Raw genomic sequence first — 17439 nt, forward strand, 5'->3', positions numbered from 1 at the left:
AGTAGACCCTACTAACGGAAGATAAGGGGCGGCAGAGTGCGCGGCGGCCACGCACCCACGTGCATCATTCGTCTTCGGTAAAGGTGCAAGCAGCGAAGACGCTATGGCCAGCATCGCGGAGCTTCTGCGCGCCGCCAAGTTCGGGAAGATCGATGATTGTGGCGGTCTCGACCACGTGTCCGCCGCTACGCTGGATCAGCGAGGCCGCCGCCAGCATGGTGCCACCAGTGGCGATCAGATCATCCATCACCAGGATACGGTCGCCTTCGCGGAAGGCGTCAGAATGCAACTCGACGGTCGATTCACCGTATTCCAGCGTATAGGTTTCGCTGATGGTCTTGAACGGCAGCTTGCCTTTCTTGCGCACCGGCACGAAGCTACAGTTCAGCTCATAGGCAACCGGCGCGCCGATAATGAAACCGCGCGCATCGATGGCGGCGATTGCATCCAGATTGAGCTCCTGATAACGGTGGACGAAGCTATCGATGAGCTTGCGGAAAGCGGCACTGTTCTGCAGCACCGGCGTGATATCACGGAAATTGACCCCCGGGTGGGGCCAATCGGGGACGGTGCGAATGACCGACTTTATATAATCGCCATAAATGCTCATCTGAGGCTCCATCAGCTAGGCACGCGGTTTAGCCGCGACGGGCAGCGGACAAAGCCGTAAATGGTACCCAATGCAACGCCAGGAATCGAGGGTGTACAACAGCGCGTTCGTTCATTCGGCGCTACGCGATGCCAACACCCGCTCCACCGTCTCGACAATCGCCTGAGTCTGCGGATCGATCTCGATGTTCACCCACTCGCCCAGCACGCGCTCGCCCAATGTCGTGCGCGACAAGGTCTCGGGAATCAAGTCGACGCAGAAGCGCGCGCCATCGACGGCACCGATCGTCAAACTGATGCCATCGACGCCAATGTAGCCTTTCTCGAACAGAAAACGCGCATGCACCTCTGGCATCGCGAACCACAAGCGACGGTTGTTAGGGGCCTCGTCAAGTTCTTCCAAGGCCGCCTGACAGATGACATGACCGGACATCGAATGGCCACCGATTTCGTCACCGATGCGCGCAGCACGCTCGAGATTGACCTGGTCACCAACGCTCAGCGCTCCCAAGTTAGTGAGGCGCAATGTTTCACGCATCAGATCGAAGGACACTTGGTCGCCCTCGATGCGAGTCACTGACAGGCAGCATCCATTATGCGACACCGAGGCACCGGTTTCGAGCCCGTCCACCATGCCCTCGGGAAACGACACGATATGGCGCCGGAACTGCGTTTCCTCTTCCACGGCCACCACCGTTCCCATGCCCTGCACGATACCGGTAAACATCTCGACTCCTTGACCAATGCTTTCACGCTTCAAAAGCCATCATCCTACCATGACCCATCGGCCCCCATCGCCAGACACCTATACCTTTAAATGCTCCCCCAAATAGGTGATAACACTGAATAAAGTCCTTGAATGCCAGAACGTGGCCTAGAGATATTGACAGATCTCGAGGCGTTCCCTAAAATCCACCGCTTCTTGAGCGCCGATTTGTCCCCAGATTGCGGGCGCGCCCGGGCATGTTCCGGGGAAATACCGCTAAAAGGGTGTGTCCAGCGTTGATGGCCACCCGCCTGGGTGGCCTTTTTTTATGGCCACAGCCTACAAATCCCGCCACAAAGGCAGTCCAGTCTCGTTATAATGCTGGATTTTGCCACATGCGACGCCACTCCAGGCATGACAATGCTTCGGTCGCCGACGGTCGCCGGCGTGCCACTGGCCATGACGTCCCAACGCATCGACCCAAACGAAGACGATGATCAAACTCGACGGTGTCTCCAAAACCTATGGGGCCGGTCCCACGGCGATCCATGCCCTAAAAAATATCGACCTGGAAGTCCCGAAGGGCGCCATCCATGGCGTGATCGGTCTCTCCGGCGCGGGCAAGTCAACGCTGATTCGCTGCGTCAACCTCCTCGAACGCCCGACCGAGGGCCATGTCATCGTCGACGGCCAGGACTTGACCCAGCAGGACAGCGAAGCCCTGCGGCAATCGCGCCATCAGCTCGGCATGATTTTCCAGCATTTCAACCTGCTCGCCTCGCGCACGGTCTTCGACAACGTAGCGCTGCCGCTGGAGTTGATGGGCGTATCGAAAGGCGAGATTCGCGAGCGCGTCGGGCCGCTGCTCGACCTCACGGGCCTGACCGACAAGGCCACGCAATATCCGGCGCAACTCTCGGGGGGACAGAAACAGCGTGTGGCCATCGCGCGCGCCCTCGCCAGTCGCCCCAAGGTACTGCTCTGCGACGAGGCGACGTCCGCCCTCGACCCACAGACGACGGCGTCGATCCTCGAACTGCTACAGGACATCAACCGTAAGCTGGGACTGACCATTCTGCTCATTACCCATGAGATGGAAGTGGTCAAGAGCATCTGCCACCGTGTTGGCCTGATCTCGGATGGCGAGCTGGTGGAGGAAGCCGACGTCGGCGATTTCTTCACCGCACCGGCGACACGACTGGGACGCGATTTTCTCAACGCCTTTCTCGAGCTCGAGCCACCGCAAGTGCTGGTCGAGCGTCTCGAGGAAGCACCCGGCGAGCATACACATCCCGTGGTCCGTCTGGCGTTTTCCGGCGCCAATGTTGCAACGCCGCTCATTTCGCGCCTGGCACGCGATAGCGGCGTCGATGTCAGCATCCTGCAAGCCAAGGTGGAGTCGATCCAGGGCCGCACGCTAGGCCTGATGATCGCCGAGCTCATCGGCACGCCCGAGAAAACGTCACAAGCGCTCTCGCAACTCGAATCCCACGACATCAATGTAGAGGTACTCGGCCATGTCCAGCGCGATGCTTGAACTGATCCTCGAGGCAACGCTCGATACACTCTATATGGTCGCCCTGTCGGGCGCGGTCTCGGCCGTGATCGGCATTCCTCTCGGGGTTCTGCTGTATGTCACGCGTCCGGGGCAGATCCTCGCGCAGCCAGTCGCCCAACGCGTTCTGGGAATCGTCACCAATATAGGCCGTTCGATACCCTTCATCATTCTCATGGTGGCGATCATTCCCTTCACGCGCCTCGTGGTCGGCAGTTCCATCGGCACCAACGCCGCCGTCGTGCCGCTCATCATCGCCGCGATTCCCTTCGTCGCGCGCCTTGTCGAAGGCGCGCTCAACGAGATTCCCCCAGGCCTGATCGAAGCCGCCCAGGCCATGGGCGCCACTCCGCTGCAGATCATCACCAAGGTGCTCTTGCCGGAAGCCAAGGGCGGTATCATCAACGGTCTGACCATTACCGTGGTCACGCTGGTCAGCTATTCGGCCATGGCCGGCGCCGTCGGGGGTGGCGGTCTGGGCGATCTCGGCATCCGTTATGGCTATAATCGCTTCGACCCGATGATCATGCTCATTACGGTGGCGATACTGGTGGTCATGGTGCAGGGCTTTCAAAGCCTTGGCGACCGCTTGGTACGCAAGGCCGACCATAAATGAGTGCGTGGCCAGTGGAACAAACATAAAGCTATACTAGGAAAAACTTTTATATCCAAAAAGCATAAATACTTTTCGGGAACCATCGTGCATCCGGCGGCAACGCCTCATTCAAGGAGCTCACAACATGAACGACACTCTCGCCCAGGTCCTACACCCCGTGCGTCTCTTCGGTGCTGCGGCACTGCTCGGCGCCGGCTTGATCGCCGGCTGCGGCAGCGATGACGCCGAAACGCAATCGATCAAGGTCGGCACCGTGGCAGGTCCGGAAACGGACGTCATGGAAGTCGCCAAGCAAGTCGCCAAAGACGACTATGACCTCGATATCGAAATCGTCGAGTTCACCGACTACGTCTCGCCCAATGCCGCCCTCGCCGACGGCAGCCTGGATGCCAATGCCTTCCAGCATGAGCCGTACCTGAATAGCATGATCGAGGACCGCGATTACGATTTCGCCATCGCCGGAAAGACCTTCGTCTACCCGATCGGCGCATATTCCGAACGCTACGACGACATCTCCAGCGTACCCGACGGAGCAACCATCGCATTGCCCAACGACCCTTCCAATGAAGGGCGCTCGCTCATTCTGATGCATAATGAAGGGCTGCTAGAGCTCGACGATCCGGAAAACCTCGAAGCGACACCGGTGGATATCAGTGATAATCCGCATGACTACGAGTTCCGCGAAATCGAAGCCGCCCAACTGCCGCGCGTGCTGCCCGATGTGGACCTGGCCTTCATCAACAATACTTTCGCCCAGCCGGCAGGTCTCAGTCTGGATGACGCATTGATCAAGGAAGGACCGGAGTCGCCCTACGTCAACTTGATCGTGACGCGTAAGGACATGCAGGACGACGAAGCGATCCAGAATCTGGTCAAGGCGTATCAATCGCAGGCTGTCATCGATAAGGCTAACGAACTTTTCAAGGGCGCAGCAGTTCCCGGCTGGAAGTAACCACCGTCAGCTGCTTCGTTCGACAGGCCGGCCCCACAGGGTCGGCCTGTTTCGTTATCACCCGCATCCGCCTGGAGACATCATGAGTGACTACGCCCTGCTTGCCCGTCAACTGGAAACCCTGCTGGACACCCGTGATTGGCTGACTAACGCGGCACAGACCTGTGCCTTTCTGAAGCACGAGATCACCGACCTGAACTGGGCTGGCTTTTACCTTCAGCGGCAGCCTAGCACGCTCATCCTCGGACCATTCCAGGGCTTGCCGGCCTGCAATCCCATCCCTTTCGACACAGGTGTGTGCGGCGCCACCGCCACGACACGTCGCACACAACGTGTCGCGGATGTCCATGCCTTCCCTGGACACATCGCCTGCGATGCCGCGTCACGCTCGGAGTTGGTGGTACCCATCGTGCACGACGGCGAACTCTGGGGGGTGCTGGATCTCGACAGCCCACGCCTCGAGCGCTTCAGCGAAGACGACCAACGCGGGATCGAGCGCTTGGTTGACATCTTCATCGCCGCCAGCGATCTCTCAACATCCAGCGTAACCGGATAAACTCGACGGCACGAAGATCGAACGCAAACGCCCCCGCTGCAATAAACAGCGGGGGCGTTCAATATTCTGGTAGGACCGAGCGGACTTGAACCGCTGACCTCCACGATGTCAACGTGGCGCTCTAACCAACTGAGCTACGGTCCTGCAAATCGATTGTTGGCAGCATTTAGACGCTAAGCACCAAAAACATTACGCACTTCCACATTAAGCACTTGGTAGGACCGAGCGGATTTGAACCGCTGACCTCCACGATGTCAACGTGGCGCTCTAACCAACTGAGCTACGGTCCTATTTTTACTCGTTTTGACAATGCCATTACTGCTTTTGACGACTCTCGCCTTGGCAACGGATGCGCATTTTACGCAGGCCGTAGAAAATTGCAAGCCCCGACCTAAAAATTCGCCAAGGTTCAGACGCTTGACGCAAGCACTCGGCACGCCCCACTCCTGCTTGTAAAAGTTCGCTTTAGCGGGCAAAACCTACGTCTACTTTCGTTTTACAACAATTTATAATGCCTTTTTCCGCACTAGTGCATGGTTTAGCATAGCCTTGCAGCCTGCACTGCGCCGCCTGTTCAATGTTCGCGTATACCCACACGACATGGCTCATTCATCGGCCGTTTTACTCGCCAGGTAACGGAACCTCCCATGACACAACAAGACCGCCACGACGCCATCGTCACCCTAGTGAAGCATCAGGGCTACGCCTCTATAGAGCAGCTCACACAGCATTTTTCCGTCACGCCACAGACGATTCGCCGCGACCTCAACCAATTGGCCGACGAAGGCGCAATCAAGCGCGTGCACGGTGGGGCCGGCCTTGAATCGAGCACCGTCAACACCGCCTATCATACGCGCAAGACACTCAATGCCGATGCCAAACAGCACATCGCTGAATGCGTTGCCGCACAGATTCCCGACTCCGCCTCCTTGTTCATCAACATTGGCACCAGCAATGAAATGGTCGCCGAGGCACTACGCGACCATCAGGGCCTAGAGGTCATTACCAACAACCTCAACGTGGCGGCAATCCTTCAGCACAAGGAGGATTTCAACGTCATCATCGCTGGCGGTCAGGTGCGCTCGCGCGACGGCGGCATCATCGGCGAAGCCACGATCGACTTCATCAATCAGTTCAAGGTCGACTACGGTATCATCGGCATCAGTGGCATCGACGATGACGGCTCGTTGCTCGAATTCGACTATCAGGAAGTCCGTGTCGCCCAGGCCATCATCCATAATTCGCGCCAGGTCTTCCTGACCGCCGATCACTCCAAATTCCATCGCAATGCCGTGGTGCGCCAAGGCAACATCTCGCAGATCGACGCATTGTTCACGGACCGCCAACCGCCCGACGGCATCCTGCGCCTGCTACGCAAACATGATGTAACACTGCATATCGCCGGCGCCTGATCGGCTTGTCCCGCTTATGGCGTCACTCGGTGACGCCATGTTCGTTGCGTCAACTTGATGTTCGTTTACGATTACGCTACTTTCATATTCGAACATACGATCTGCGAACCCAACCTTGCGGAGCTTGCCATGAACGCCTCCCCCCGACAGGACATACTCGACCTTTTCGTCATCGGTGGTGGCATCAACGGCACCGGTATCGCCAATGATGCTGCTGGCCGTGGCTTGCGCGTCGCCCTGAGCGAGCAGCACGATCTCGCCAGCGCGACCTCCTCGGCGAGCAGCAAACTGATCCATGGCGGTCTGCGCTACCTTGAGCATCGAGAATTTCGCCTGGTACGCGAAGCGCTGCACGAGCGTGAAGTGCTGTTACGCAAGGCACCGCATATCGTCTGGCCGCTGCGCTTCATCCTTCCACACCAGCCGCATTTACGTCCGGCCTGGATGATCCGAACGGGTCTATTCCTTTACGATCATCTCAGCCAGCGTGCCAGCCTACCCGCATCGAAGGGATTGCGCTTTGACGCACAAAGCCCCCTCAAACCAGTTATCAAGCGCGGTTTTGAATATTCCGACTGCTGGGTAGATGATGCCCGGCTAGTCGTTCTCAATGCCATGCAAGCGCGCGAACATGGCGCCGATATCCAGGTGGGAAGCCGCTGCGTCGGAGCGCAGGAAGAAGACGGCCTCTGGCACATCACGCTGGAAGATGTCACCACTGGCAAACGTCATATACGACACGCGCGCGCCCTGGTCAACGCTGCCGGGCCTTGGGTGGAGCAGGTAGTGCGCGAAAACGCCCAGCGCGATTCGCGCTACGGCGTTCGCATGATCCAGGGCAGCCATATCGTCGTGCCGCGCCTCAACACTGACGAGCGCGCCTATATCCTGCAGAACAAAGATCGTCGCATCGTCTTCGTGCTGCCCTATCAGCAGGACTACAGCCTGATCGGAACGACCGACGTCCGATACCAAGGTGATCCAGGCCAGGTCAACGCCAGCCGTCAGGAAATCGACTACCTGCTCGACGTGGTCAATCAACATTTCACCCAGACGCTCTCCCACGAGGACATCGTCACTACCTTCTCGGGTGTGCGGCCGTTATGCGATGACGAATCCGCCGACCCCTCGGCGATGACACGCGACTACACGCTCGACCTTGACGCACGCGGTGCACCGCTGCTGTCAGTCTTCGGGGGCAAGATCACTACTTACCGCAAGCTGGCCGAAGCCGCCCTGGAGCAACTGAAGCCCTACTTCACCGAGGCCGGATCACCGTGGACCGCCGAGACATCGCTCCCTGGCGGTGACATCGACTCGCGCGAGGCATTTGCCATGCAGCTCGTCCGCGATTATCCCTTCTTGGGGGAAGCCCGGGCGCGGCGTCTAGCCTCGAGTTATGGCACGCTATGCCTGCGCTTCCTGCACGGCGTCAACCGCGAAGACCAGCTTGGCGAAACGTTCGGCGCAGGCCTCACGCAGGCCGAAGTCGACTACCTGCTACGTGAAGAATGGGCGCGTTCACCGGACGACATACTCTGGCGACGCACCAAGCTGGGGCTGCGTTTCACGCCCGAACAACATCACCGCCTGACTGCCTACCTCAATCGTCATTGCCAAGGCCGTGCGGCCTGACTAGCCTATGCGGTGACGCCATTGCTTGGCCCCATCACCACGTAGCCTGCTATCCTCGATCTCCACGCTGACCATGGACGGTAACGCCCCGGCATGGAGCCAGGGCCAGCGCCGCCGGACGAGGCCATGATGATTGAGTATATCGCTGAGATAGCGCTTGCCCTGCTCGCGCTTGCGGCATTTATCGCCACTGCCATCCCGTGGCTGGATTTACGCTACTGGTGGGTGCGCGGTTTCGACTTTCCCCGCATGCAACTGGCGGTACTCGCCATCGTGATTTTCATGGCTTTACTGTGTGTGCTGCCTTGGTCGCCACTGGGCTGGATTGGCGCCATCGCGAGTTTGATAGTGCTCGGCGTGCAAGGCGCGCGCATTTTCCCTTGGACACCGCTGGCAGCACGCCAGGTGGTAAATGCCGAAGGCGAGGATGCTTCACGTCAATTTTCGTTGCTGGTCGCCAACGTTCTCACGCCCAATCGCCAGGCTATCTCACTGATGCACCAGATCCACGCGATCGATCCCGATATCGTGCTGACATTAGAATCCGACGCCTGGTGGGAAGAGCGCCTCGACGAAGCGCTGAGCGAAAGCCATCCTCATACCGTCAAGATTCCCCTCGACAACCTCTACGGCATGCACCTGTATTCACGTCTCGCGCTGCATGAGCCGCATGTCGAATGGTTGATCCAAGACGACATCCCGTCGATACACGGTTGGTTCGAGCTGCCTAGTGGCGAACGCGTACGCTTTCATGCCGTACATCCACGACCACCTGCGCCCGGCGAAAGCGATGAATCGCTATGGCGCGATGCCGAGCTGTTGCTGGTCGGCCAGACGGTCCGGGACTCGGATCAACCCACGCTGGTCGCCGGTGACCTCAACGACGTGGCATGGTCGAAGACGACGCGCCTTTTCTGCCGCATCAGCGGCATGCTGGACCCTCGCCGCGGACGCGGGCTTTACAGCACCTTCCACGCCGAGCATCGTTGGCTACGCTGGCCGCTGGATCACGTCTTCGTCAGCGAGCATTTCACCTTGATCGCACTACGCCGCCTCTCGGCGTTCGGCTCCGATCACTTCCCGATTCTCGCGACCTTCCGTTATCGGCCGGCACGTGCCGATGAAAACGACAGCCCGGACGCGGATCGCGAAGAGCGCCAAGACGCCCAGGAAACCATCGAGGAAGCCCATGACCGGCGTGGCGAGGAGCCTGTCAAGGACGACGACTGAGCCCGTCTTTGTCACCCAGCGAGACAGCCAAGTGCGATGAGCTCAATACATTGGGCGCCCCTGAGAGCGCCCAAAACTCCTGCCGTTTTATCACGTCATTCGGGGATGCCGCCTTGTGTCAACTGCGTGGGATCGAGCAGACGTTCGAGTTCCTCGCGGGATAATTCGGTTTCTTCCTCGGCTACGTCGATGATCGGACGTCCTGCCTGATAGGCTTTCTTGGCGACCTGCGCCGCCGCGTTATAGCCGATGACCGAGTTGAGCGCAGTCACCAAGATGGGATTGCGCGACAGCGGCGCCTCGATATTGTCACGCCGCACGTTGAAGGTCGCGATGGCACGATCGGCGAGCAGCGTACTGGCGCTGGACATCAAGCGAAGCGATGTCAGCAGGTTCGAGGCAATCAACGGCAGCATGACATTGAGCTGGAAGTTGCCGCTCTGCCCCGCCACCGTGACCGCGCTATCCAGCCCGATCACCTGTGCCGCGGTCTGCGCCGCTGCCTCGGGAATCACCGGATTGACCTTGCCCGGCATGATCGAGCTGCCTGGCTGCAAGGCCTCGAGCTCTATCTCTCCCAGTCCCGCCAAGGGGCCTGAGTTCATCCAGCGTAGATCATTGCTGATCTTCATCACCGCACCGGCATAGGTACGTAGCTGGCCGGACAACTCGACGGCAGCATCCTGCGATCCCAGGCTGGCGAAGAAGCTATCGTTGGGGCGCAGGTTGAGCCCCGTCTGCTCGCCGAGCGCCTTGGCGACCCGCTCGGCGAATTCAGGATGGGCGTTGATCCCCGTGCCCACCGCCGTGCCGCCGAGCGCCAAGCGTGTCAGCCGCTGCTGGGTGCCTTCCAGGCGCTCGATGGCCTGAGCGACCTGGTTGGACCAGCCACCAAGCTCCTGACTCATGCGAACTGGCATGGCATCCATCAAGTGGGTACGCCCCGTCTTGACGACATCGTCTACCTCGTGCGCCTTGGCATCGATAGCCGACTGCAGGTGGCGCAAGGCGGGAAGTAACGTTTTTTCGACCTCCAGCGCCGCCGACAGATGCAACGCGGTGGGAATGACGTCATTGCTCGACTGCCCCATGTTGACATGGTCGTTGGGGCCAACCTCGGTGCCACTCTCGCTGGCGAGATGCGCGATCACCTCGTTGACGTTCATGTTGGTCGATGTGCCCGACCCCGTCTGGAAGACATCGATCGGAAACTGATCGCCATGCTCACCATCGACAAGACGCTGAGCCGCATTGATGATCGCCTCCGCGCGCGGGGCGTCGAGCAGGCCAAGGTCACGATTGACGTTCGCCGCCGCCAGCTTGACACGTGCCACCGCCTGAATGAACGCAGAGGGCATGGGCTGCCCACTGATGGGAAAATTGTTGATGGCACGCTGTGTCTGGGCGCCATACAGTGAATCGGCGGGAACCTCTAGCTCTCCCATACTATCGCGTTCAATGCGTGTCTCGCTCATCACACCCTCCTGATCGGTTGAGACCACCGTGCACGCGCCCCATCATGGCGATATCCGTCATTATCGACATTCATGACGGTCGCCCCTCCGGGGCGCACGCGCCCGGCGACTATCAATGTGAAATTGTGCTGCCGATGACGCCTTTCAAGGCATCGTCATTACCTCTCGGGAGAATCCATCATGTGGCATCGCACCACACTCACCCTGAGCCCACACCACAAGGGCTTTCATCTCATCACTGACGAGATCATCGACCAGCTTCCAGCACTCGCCTCCGTACGTCTCGGGCTCTTGCATCTACAATTATTGCATACGTCCGCGTCGCTCACTCTCAATGAGAACGCCGATTCTGACGTGCGCCACGACATGGCCCTGTATGCCGAACGACTTGCGCCTCAAGGCATCGACGGCATGCACCACACGTTGGAAGGGCCCGACGACATGCCGGCACACGTCCTGGCCAGCCTCTTCGGCACGCAGCTGACGCTGGCCGTCGACTCGGGGCGACTCGCCACCGGCACCTGGCAAGGCATATGGCTAGGCGAGCATCGCCAGCACGGCGGACCGCGGCGGATTCTCGCCACCCTCAACGGCGACGACGCATGACTTGGCTTATTACCACCCCAGCGCTTGCTTGACGAAAGGAATGGTCAGCTTGCGCTGAGCGGAAAGCGAGGCATGATCGAGACGAGCGAGGGCATCGAATAGCGCGTAAAGCTGCCTCGGGCCTCGGTGCAGAATGTAGCGCGCGACTTCATCGGGGAGCTGCATGCCGCGCACCCGTGCGCGCAACTGCAAGGCCTCGAAGCGGCCGCTGTCATCCAGCGACTGAACATGGAAGGTCACGCCCCAGCTCAAGCGCGAGGCGAGATCGGGCAGCACGGTGGGCAACTGGCGCGGTGCTGCCTCGGCGGCGATTACCAAACGCTTGTTGGCATCGCGCATGCGATTGAAGAAATGAAATAGCTCTTCTTCCCAGCGCTTGCGCCCAAGTACCGCAGAAAGATCGTCGATCGCCACCAGCTCCAGGCGTTCGAGATCCTCGAGCATATGCGGCGGAAAATGGCCCAGGTCGCGCAAGGGGAGATACAAGGTACGTCCTCCCCGGTCGCCGGCTTCGTGACAGGCAGCTTGCAACAGGTGGCTACGACCGCTGCCCGGGGCACCCCACAGAAACAGAAACGGCTCGCCGTCCGTGTCGAGCTGGCCGCGCAAGCGCTCGAGCAACGGGGCATTGCTCGACGCATGGAAGTTGGCAAACGTTGCATCGTCACTCAGCCCCACTCCCAGTGGCAACTGCGCGGACCCGATCATGACCTTTCCTCATCGCCTTCGTGCGAGGCGTCAGCGTGACAGGATGTATCGTATAAGCGACTGTTTTTATAGCGCTCATGAAGGTAACGTAATACTACCATGATGACCGCTGCGACCGGCAATGCGAGCAAAATGCCGATGAAACCGAACAATTGCCCCCCCGCCAAGACCGCAAAAATGACCGCAATGGGATGCAAGCCAATCTTGTCACCAAGCAATACCGGTTGCAGCACGGTGCTTTCGACAAGCTGCCCGATACCAAAGATCACAGCCACACCGAGTAACGGCAGCCATTCGCCGAACTGGAAGAATGCCACTAACGCCGCCACGCTAATGCCGACGATCACGCCTAAGTAGGGCACGATACTGGCCAGCCCCGCCACCAAGCCGATCAAAAGGCCAAAACGCAAGCCCAGCAGACTCAGCCCCGTCGCATAGATCACCGCCAGGCTGAGCATCACCAGCAGTTGCCCGCGCAGAAAGGCCGACAACACCTCGTCGCATTCATGGCTCAGGCGCGTGATCGTTGGCTCGACGTGTCGCGGCAGCAAATCGCGCAGGCGTGCCTTGAGCCGATCCCAGTCGAGTAGAAAATAAAAGGTCGTCACGGGAAGCAGCGCCAGATTGCCCATCCACACGGCGAACGCCATGCCTGACTTCGACGCCTGGGCCAGAACTGCGGCCGCCACCGTGCCGGTCTCGCGCCAGTTCTCCATCAAGGTGCTGCGCAGCTGATCGAAATCAGCGCTGAGATCCACGCCCGTCACGGCCTGGACCTCCGGTAGCACCACCGACTGCACCCAGTTGAAGATGGCCGGGAAGGATTCGACCAACTGCGCCAGCTGTCGACCCAGCAAGGGAATCAGAATCAAGCACGCCAAGACTATCGACAGCGCCAGCACGAGGAATACTACGCTCACCGAGAGCCGGCGTGATAAACCGCGTGCCTCCAACCAGTCGGTCACCGGATCACCTAGATAAGCCAATATCATGCCGACGAAAAACGGCATCAAGATGGGCTCCAGCAAGACGAGCAACCAGATCAATCCCGCCGCGCCCAGAAGGCACCACACTTGTATGCGTGTCATTGCGATACGTGTCTCCCAGCTCTTTGGGTTTCGATTCTACACGCCTGCGCGGGCGATGCGCCTCCCGTGGGGCAATGCTACAATGTAGCTTCCCTAATACCGCCCTGGCCTCGGGCGCCAGGCGGCGCCATCGGCTTCGCTCGATCGCCCCGCGATCGGCACACTGTTGACAGGAATGCCCATGACTCGCAGTTCGGACACGCCCACCTCCTCCCGCGCATCCCTCAGCTACAAGGATGCCGGCGTGGACATCGACGCCGGCAACGCGCTCGTCGAACGCATCAAGGGAGTCGCCAAAAACACCTCCCGACCCGAAGTAATGGACGGCTTGGGCGGCTTCGGCGCGTTATGCCAATTACCCAGCGGTTATCGCGAGCCGGTACTAGTGTCTGGCACCGACGGAGTGGGCACCAAGCTACGCTTGGCCATGGACCTGGACCGGCATGACACCATCGGCATCGACCTGGTCGCCATGTGCGTCAACGACCTGGTCGTCGCCGGCGCCGAACCGTTGTTCTTCCTCGACTACTATGCCACTGGCAAGCTGGATGTCGAGATTGCCGCTGACGTCGTTACCGGCATCGGCGAAGGTTGTGCCCAGGCGGGCTGCTCACTGATCGGCGGCGAGACCGCCGAAATGCCCGGCATGTACGCGGGCAACGACTACGACCTGGCCGGCTTCTGCGTCGGTGTCGTCGAGAAATCCGAGATCCTCGATGGTAGCCGTGTCGCCGAGGGAGATGTGCTGCTCGGGCTCGCCGCCTCCGGCCCGCACTCCAATGGCTACTCGTTGATCCGTAAGATCCTCGATGTTAATCAGGCCGATCTCGACACCGAGGTCGACGGTGTGACCTTGCGTGACGCCTTGCTGGCGCCGACACGCATTTACGTCAAACCGCTACTATCGTTGATCAAGGACAGCGACGTGGCCGTACACGCGCTCTCCCATATCACCGGCGGCGGCCTGCTCGAAAACGTGCCTCGCGTGCTGCCCGATACGCTCACTGCACGCATCGATGCCACGAGCTGGACACGCCCCGCAGTCTTCGACTGGCTGCAACGTGAAGGCAACGTCGATGAGCACGAGATGCATCGCGTGCTCAATTGCGGCATTGGCATGGTCGCAGTCGTACCTGCAGCGCAGGCCGAGCACGCCCAGGCCACACTCGAAGCCGCTGGCGAAACGGTACATCGTCTAGGCGACATCGTCGCGCGCCAGGGTGAGGAAGAACAAGTTCGTCTGGAGAACGTCCGCTAATGAATGCTACGACTCAACCCGACACCCCCGACGGCAACGACTTCGAAGCGGAGCCGGCCGAGAAGCGTCGCGTCGTGGTGTTGATCTCCGGCAACGGCAGCAACTTGCAGGCGCTACTCGACGCGCAGCAACATGACGAGCTGGGTGGCGAGATCGTTGCCGTGATTTCCAATCAGGGCGATGCCTACGGCCTAGTACGCGCCAAGGAAGCCGGTGTCGACTCCGTCGTGCTACCGCATCGCGAGTACGACGATCGCGAAGCTTACGACCGCGCATTGATCAAGGTCATCGACCGCCACAAGCCAGATTTGATCGTGCTCGCGGGATTCATGCGTATTCTGACCCCGGTATTCGTGCATCGCTATGCCGGCCGCATGCTCAATATCCATCCTTCGCTGTTGCCGGACTATCCAGGCCTGGACACGCATACCCGCGCGCTGGCCGATGGCGTGTCAGAGCATGGCGCCAGCGTGCACTTCGTCACCGAGGAACTCGATGGCGGACCGGTGGCCTTGCAGGCCGCGCTCAGCGTCGATCCCGACTCCACCGCCGAGCAGGTGATCGAAAAAGTCCACGCCCGCGAGCATCTGATCTACCCCATCGCCGTGCGCTGGTTTCTCGAGGGCCGCTTGAGTCTAGGCGCGGAAGGGGCTCAGTTCGACGACATGCCGCTACCGCCCACCGGACTGCGGATGTCGCATGAAGACGCCGCAGAAGAGCTCGACGAGGAAGGATAGACCCCAGCTTCGAACGCCAGGTCCGGGGCACTATGAAGAGTGGCTTCGAGCGCCAGGTTCGGGGCGCTATAAAGAGTGGCTTCGGGCTTCGGCAGCATTTTGGCTCGCTGCTCACAGCCCGTAGCTCGCAGTTTACGTCCTCGGTAGCGTCACGCCCCGCTGCCCCATGTATTTGCCGCCCCGGTCGTTGTAGGAAACGTCACAGACCTCGTCGGATTCCAAGAACAGCATCTGCGCCACTCCTTCATTGGCGTAGATCCGCGCGGGCAGGTTGGTGGTGTTGGAAAATTCGAGCGTGACGTGGCCTTCCCATTCGGGCTCCAACGGCGTGACATTGACGATGATGCCGCAACGCGCGTAAGTCGACTTACCTAGACAGATGGTCAAAACGCTGCGCGGAATCCGGAAATACTCCACGGTGCGCGCCAAGGCGAAAGAGTTGGGCGGGATCACGCAGACATCGCCCTTCACGTCGACGAAGCTCTTCTCATCGAACCCCTTGGGATCGACCACGGCCGAGTGAATATTGGTGAATACCTTGAATTCATCGGCACAGCGCACGTCATAGCCGTAGCTTGAGGTGCCATAAGAAATCACCCGTTGCTCGTTCACGTAACGAACCTGGTCCGCCTCGAACGGCTCGATCATGCCCTGGCCCTCGGCCATGCGCCGAATCCATTTGTCGGATTTGATGCTCATTGAAGTTTCCTGCTCAGTGCGCTGTCGCGATGAAGTCGGGTCGTCTCCACGAACACTCGGTCCGTGAAAACAAAGGGGCCGTTATGATAACGGCCCCATCGCGTCACGCAAACGTTACGTGGCGAACGTCACTCGCCGAAGCTGATGGTCGGCGATTCGTCGGATTGCGCGTCGACCCCCTCGGCCACGGCACGCGCTACCTGGCGGAATGTCTGCGCGACGTTGCCTTCAGGGTCGGCGATCACACTAGGCTTGCCGCCATCGACCTGCTCGCGAATCGTGCCATCGAGCGGCAGTTGGCCCAATAGTCGAGTCTGATACTGCTCCGCAACGCGCTCACCGCCACCGCTACCGAAGATGGGCTCCTGATGGCCACACTGCGAGCAGACATGCTGGCTCATGTTCTCGACGACGCCCAGCACCGGCACGTTGACCTTGCGGAACATCTCGATGCCCTTCTTGGCATCGAGCAACGCAATGTCCTGAGGCGTGGTCACGATCACCGCGCCACTAACCGGCACTTTCTGCGCCAGAGTCAGCTGCACGTCGCCGGTACCCGGTGGCATGTCGACGAAGAGGTAATCGAGATCCTCCCAGGCGGTCTGGTTGAGCAATTGCTGGAAAGCCCCGGCCACCATCGGGCCGCGCCAGACCATGGGCTCATTGGCATCTACCATGAGCGCCATCGACATTGCCTGCAGACCATGAGCCTCCAGCGGCTTGAAGGCATTTTCGCCCGCCGGCTGCGGCCGCACACCCGGAGCGATTCCCAGCATCTGCGCCTGACTGGGGCCGTAGATATCGGCATCGAGCAGTCCCACTCGGTACCCCTCGGCGGCCATCGCCAGAGCCAGATTGACGGTCACGGTGGACTTGCCCACGCCCCCCTTGCCTGACGCCACGGCGACGATATGCTTCACGCCTTCGATCACAGCAACTCTCCTTTCCACGATATGCTCATCTGCAGTGCGCCAGCCAGGCTGACAACTCGATACACTCAGTATAACGTCCCGCGATGGCACTTACCCAAGCGTTTCAGTCAACTTTTCGCCAGGCGCTTCCAGAAAATCGACACATGCAGGCTGGCCGTACCGTCTCACCCCTCCGGCATGACCTCGAGCTTGGTACGAATGAAATCGCTGTGACTGACATAAAGGAGATCGGCGATACGCCGGACGCGGTGCTCTTCCAAGGCATCGAGTTCGCCGTCGGCAAAGGCCAGTTGCCACAGCTGTGCTACCAGCGCCACGCGGTCTTCGTAGCCGTACTGCTCGCGAATCAGGCTGACGAATTCATAGTGATCGACGGCCTGTTCGACTTCGGTTTCGGCCAGCGCCATCAGCTCATCGACGTCGTCCGGGGCAATCGTAAGGTGCGTGGTTAAAAGCTCTCGCAGCATGGCCCTTTCACGTGGGTCATATTCGTAATCGGCACGCATGATCTCGCATAACAGGGCTGCCACCGCCAATTCCAGCGTCACCTGCCGACGCTCCGATTGCGGGGACTCCAACATGCGCTGAAAGAATTGCTGAATGCCTTCGATACTCAAGGGATGCTCCTATGACAAAAGATGACTTGGCCTGTGACACCTTCTGAG

Annotated in this window: 18 protein-coding genes and 2 tRNA genes; 10 read left to right on the forward strand and 10 right to left on the reverse strand. The window is 59.8% G+C overall.

The window, feature by feature from the left end:
• Positions 1-64: 64 nt before the first annotated feature.
• Both OP496_RS04085 and OP496_RS04090 read right to left on the reverse strand, forming a co-directional pair.
• Complete coding sequence (locus OP496_RS04085) at positions 65-610, reverse strand: adenine phosphoribosyltransferase (RefSeq protein WP_280562209.1); 546 nt, start codon at positions 608-610, stop codon at positions 65-67.
• A gap of 111 nt (positions 611-721) precedes the next feature.
• Positions 722-1336 carry a riboflavin synthase subunit alpha gene (locus OP496_RS04090; RefSeq protein WP_280562210.1) on the reverse strand — a complete coding sequence of 205 codons (615 nt, stop codon included), beginning with the start codon at positions 1334-1336 and terminating at the stop codon, positions 722-724.
• 472 nt (positions 1337-1808) lie between these two features.
• On the opposite strand from OP496_RS04090, the gene OP496_RS04095 reads away from it, so the two are divergent.
• The 4 genes from OP496_RS04095 to OP496_RS04110 all read left to right on the forward strand — a co-directional run bounded on the left by OP496_RS04095 (position 1809) and on the right by OP496_RS04110 (position 4994).
• Entirely contained in the window at positions 1809-2852 is a 1044-nt protein-coding gene (locus OP496_RS04095) for a methionine ABC transporter ATP-binding protein (protein ID WP_280562212.1), read from the forward strand.
• Complete coding sequence (locus OP496_RS04100) at positions 2833-3486, forward strand: methionine ABC transporter permease (RefSeq protein WP_280562213.1); 654 nt, start codon at positions 2833-2835, stop codon at positions 3484-3486. The genes OP496_RS04095 and OP496_RS04100 overlap by 20 nt, the downstream gene beginning before the upstream one ends.
• A gap of 124 nt (positions 3487-3610) precedes the next feature.
• Positions 3611-4438, forward strand: coding sequence for a MetQ/NlpA family ABC transporter substrate-binding protein (locus OP496_RS04105; protein ID WP_280562214.1), 828 nt, complete (start codon positions 3611-3613; stop codon positions 4436-4438).
• A gap of 82 nt (positions 4439-4520) precedes the next feature.
• The gene (locus OP496_RS04110) at positions 4521-4994 is read left to right on the forward strand and encodes a GAF domain-containing protein (protein ID WP_280562215.1); all 474 of its coding nucleotides are present in this window, start codon (positions 4521-4523) and stop codon (positions 4992-4994) included.
• Positions 4995-5061: 67 nt separating this feature from the next.
• Here the strand turns inward: OP496_RS04110 and OP496_RS04115 are convergent.
• Together OP496_RS04115 and OP496_RS04120 are read right to left on the reverse strand one after the other, a co-directional pair.
• A tRNA-Val gene (locus OP496_RS04115) sits at positions 5062-5138 on the reverse strand.
• A 69-nt stretch (positions 5139-5207) separates the two neighbouring features.
• Positions 5208-5284: transfer RNA gene (locus tag OP496_RS04120), tRNA-Val, on the reverse strand.
• A gap of 357 nt (positions 5285-5641) precedes the next feature.
• Between OP496_RS04120 and OP496_RS04125 the strand changes: the two genes are divergently transcribed.
• The 3 genes from OP496_RS04125 (at position 5642) to OP496_RS04135 (ending at position 9271) form a co-directional block, all read left to right on the forward strand.
• Positions 5642-6406, forward strand: a complete 765-nt coding sequence (locus OP496_RS04125) for a DeoR/GlpR family transcriptional regulator (protein WP_280562216.1) — start codon at positions 5642-5644, stop codon at positions 6404-6406.
• Positions 6407-6535: 129 nt separating this feature from the next.
• Positions 6536-8041 (forward strand): glycerol-3-phosphate dehydrogenase, encoded by a 1506-nt coding sequence (gene glpD / locus OP496_RS04130; RefSeq protein WP_280562217.1) that lies wholly within the window; start codon positions 6536-6538, stop codon positions 8039-8041.
• A gap of 126 nt (positions 8042-8167) precedes the next feature.
• A complete protein-coding gene (locus OP496_RS04135; RefSeq protein ID WP_280562218.1) occupies positions 8168-9271 on the forward strand; it encodes an endonuclease/exonuclease/phosphatase family protein in 1104 nt (367 codons plus the stop codon).
• A gap of 95 nt (positions 9272-9366) precedes the next feature.
• Here OP496_RS04135 and OP496_RS04140 read toward each other — a convergent pair whose 3' ends face one another.
• The gene (locus OP496_RS04140; protein ID WP_280562219.1) at positions 9367-10746 is read right to left on the reverse strand and encodes a class II fumarate hydratase; all 1380 of its coding nucleotides are present in this window, start codon (positions 10744-10746) and stop codon (positions 9367-9369) included.
• Between the two features lie 180 nt (positions 10747-10926).
• Between OP496_RS04140 and OP496_RS04145 the strand changes: the two genes are divergently transcribed.
• Entirely contained in the window at positions 10927-11352 is a 426-nt protein-coding gene (locus OP496_RS04145) for a secondary thiamine-phosphate synthase enzyme YjbQ (protein ID WP_280562220.1), read from the forward strand.
• A 9-nt stretch (positions 11353-11361) separates the two neighbouring features.
• On the opposite strand, the gene hda is transcribed toward OP496_RS04145, so the two are convergent.
• Complete coding sequence (hda, locus tag OP496_RS04150; RefSeq protein WP_280562221.1) at positions 11362-12060, reverse strand: DnaA regulatory inactivator Hda; 699 nt, start codon at positions 12058-12060, stop codon at positions 11362-11364.
• Positions 12057-13148: an AI-2E family transporter gene (locus tag OP496_RS04155; protein ID WP_280562222.1), complete on the reverse strand. Its 1092-nt coding sequence runs from the start codon at positions 13146-13148 to the stop codon at positions 12057-12059. The genes hda and OP496_RS04155 overlap by 4 nt, the downstream gene beginning before the upstream one ends.
• Positions 13149-13329: 181 nt before the next feature.
• Between OP496_RS04155 and purM the strand changes: the two genes are divergently transcribed.
• Entirely contained in the window at positions 13330-14406 is a 1077-nt protein-coding gene (purM, locus tag OP496_RS04160; RefSeq protein WP_280562223.1) for a phosphoribosylformylglycinamidine cyclo-ligase, read from the forward strand.
• Positions 14406-15143: a phosphoribosylglycinamide formyltransferase gene (gene purN / locus OP496_RS04165; protein WP_280562224.1), complete on the forward strand. Its 738-nt coding sequence runs from the start codon at positions 14406-14408 to the stop codon at positions 15141-15143. The genes purM and purN overlap by 1 nt, the downstream gene beginning before the upstream one ends.
• Before the next feature lie 132 nt (positions 15144-15275).
• Here the strand turns inward: purN and dcd are convergent, their stop codons facing one another.
• The 3 genes from dcd to OP496_RS04180 form a co-directional block, all read right to left on the reverse strand.
• A complete protein-coding gene (dcd, locus tag OP496_RS04170; RefSeq protein WP_280562225.1) occupies positions 15276-15842 on the reverse strand; it encodes a dCTP deaminase in 567 nt (188 codons plus the stop codon).
• Positions 15843-15970: 128 nt separating this feature from the next.
• On the reverse strand, positions 15971-16771 hold the full coding sequence (gene apbC / locus OP496_RS04175; RefSeq protein ID WP_280562383.1) for an iron-sulfur cluster carrier protein ApbC: 801 nt from the start codon (positions 16769-16771) through the stop codon (positions 15971-15973).
• A gap of 167 nt (positions 16772-16938) precedes the next feature.
• Positions 16939-17355 carry a TerB family tellurite resistance protein gene (locus OP496_RS04180; protein WP_280562384.1) on the reverse strand — a complete coding sequence of 139 codons (417 nt, stop codon included), beginning with the start codon at positions 17353-17355 and terminating at the stop codon, positions 16939-16941.
• Positions 17356-17439: the final 84 nt, after the last annotated feature.

The sequence above is a fragment of the Chromohalobacter sp. 48-RD10 genome, assembly GCF_029889785.1.
Taxonomy (GTDB): Bacteria; Pseudomonadota; Gammaproteobacteria; order Pseudomonadales; family Halomonadaceae; genus Chromohalobacter.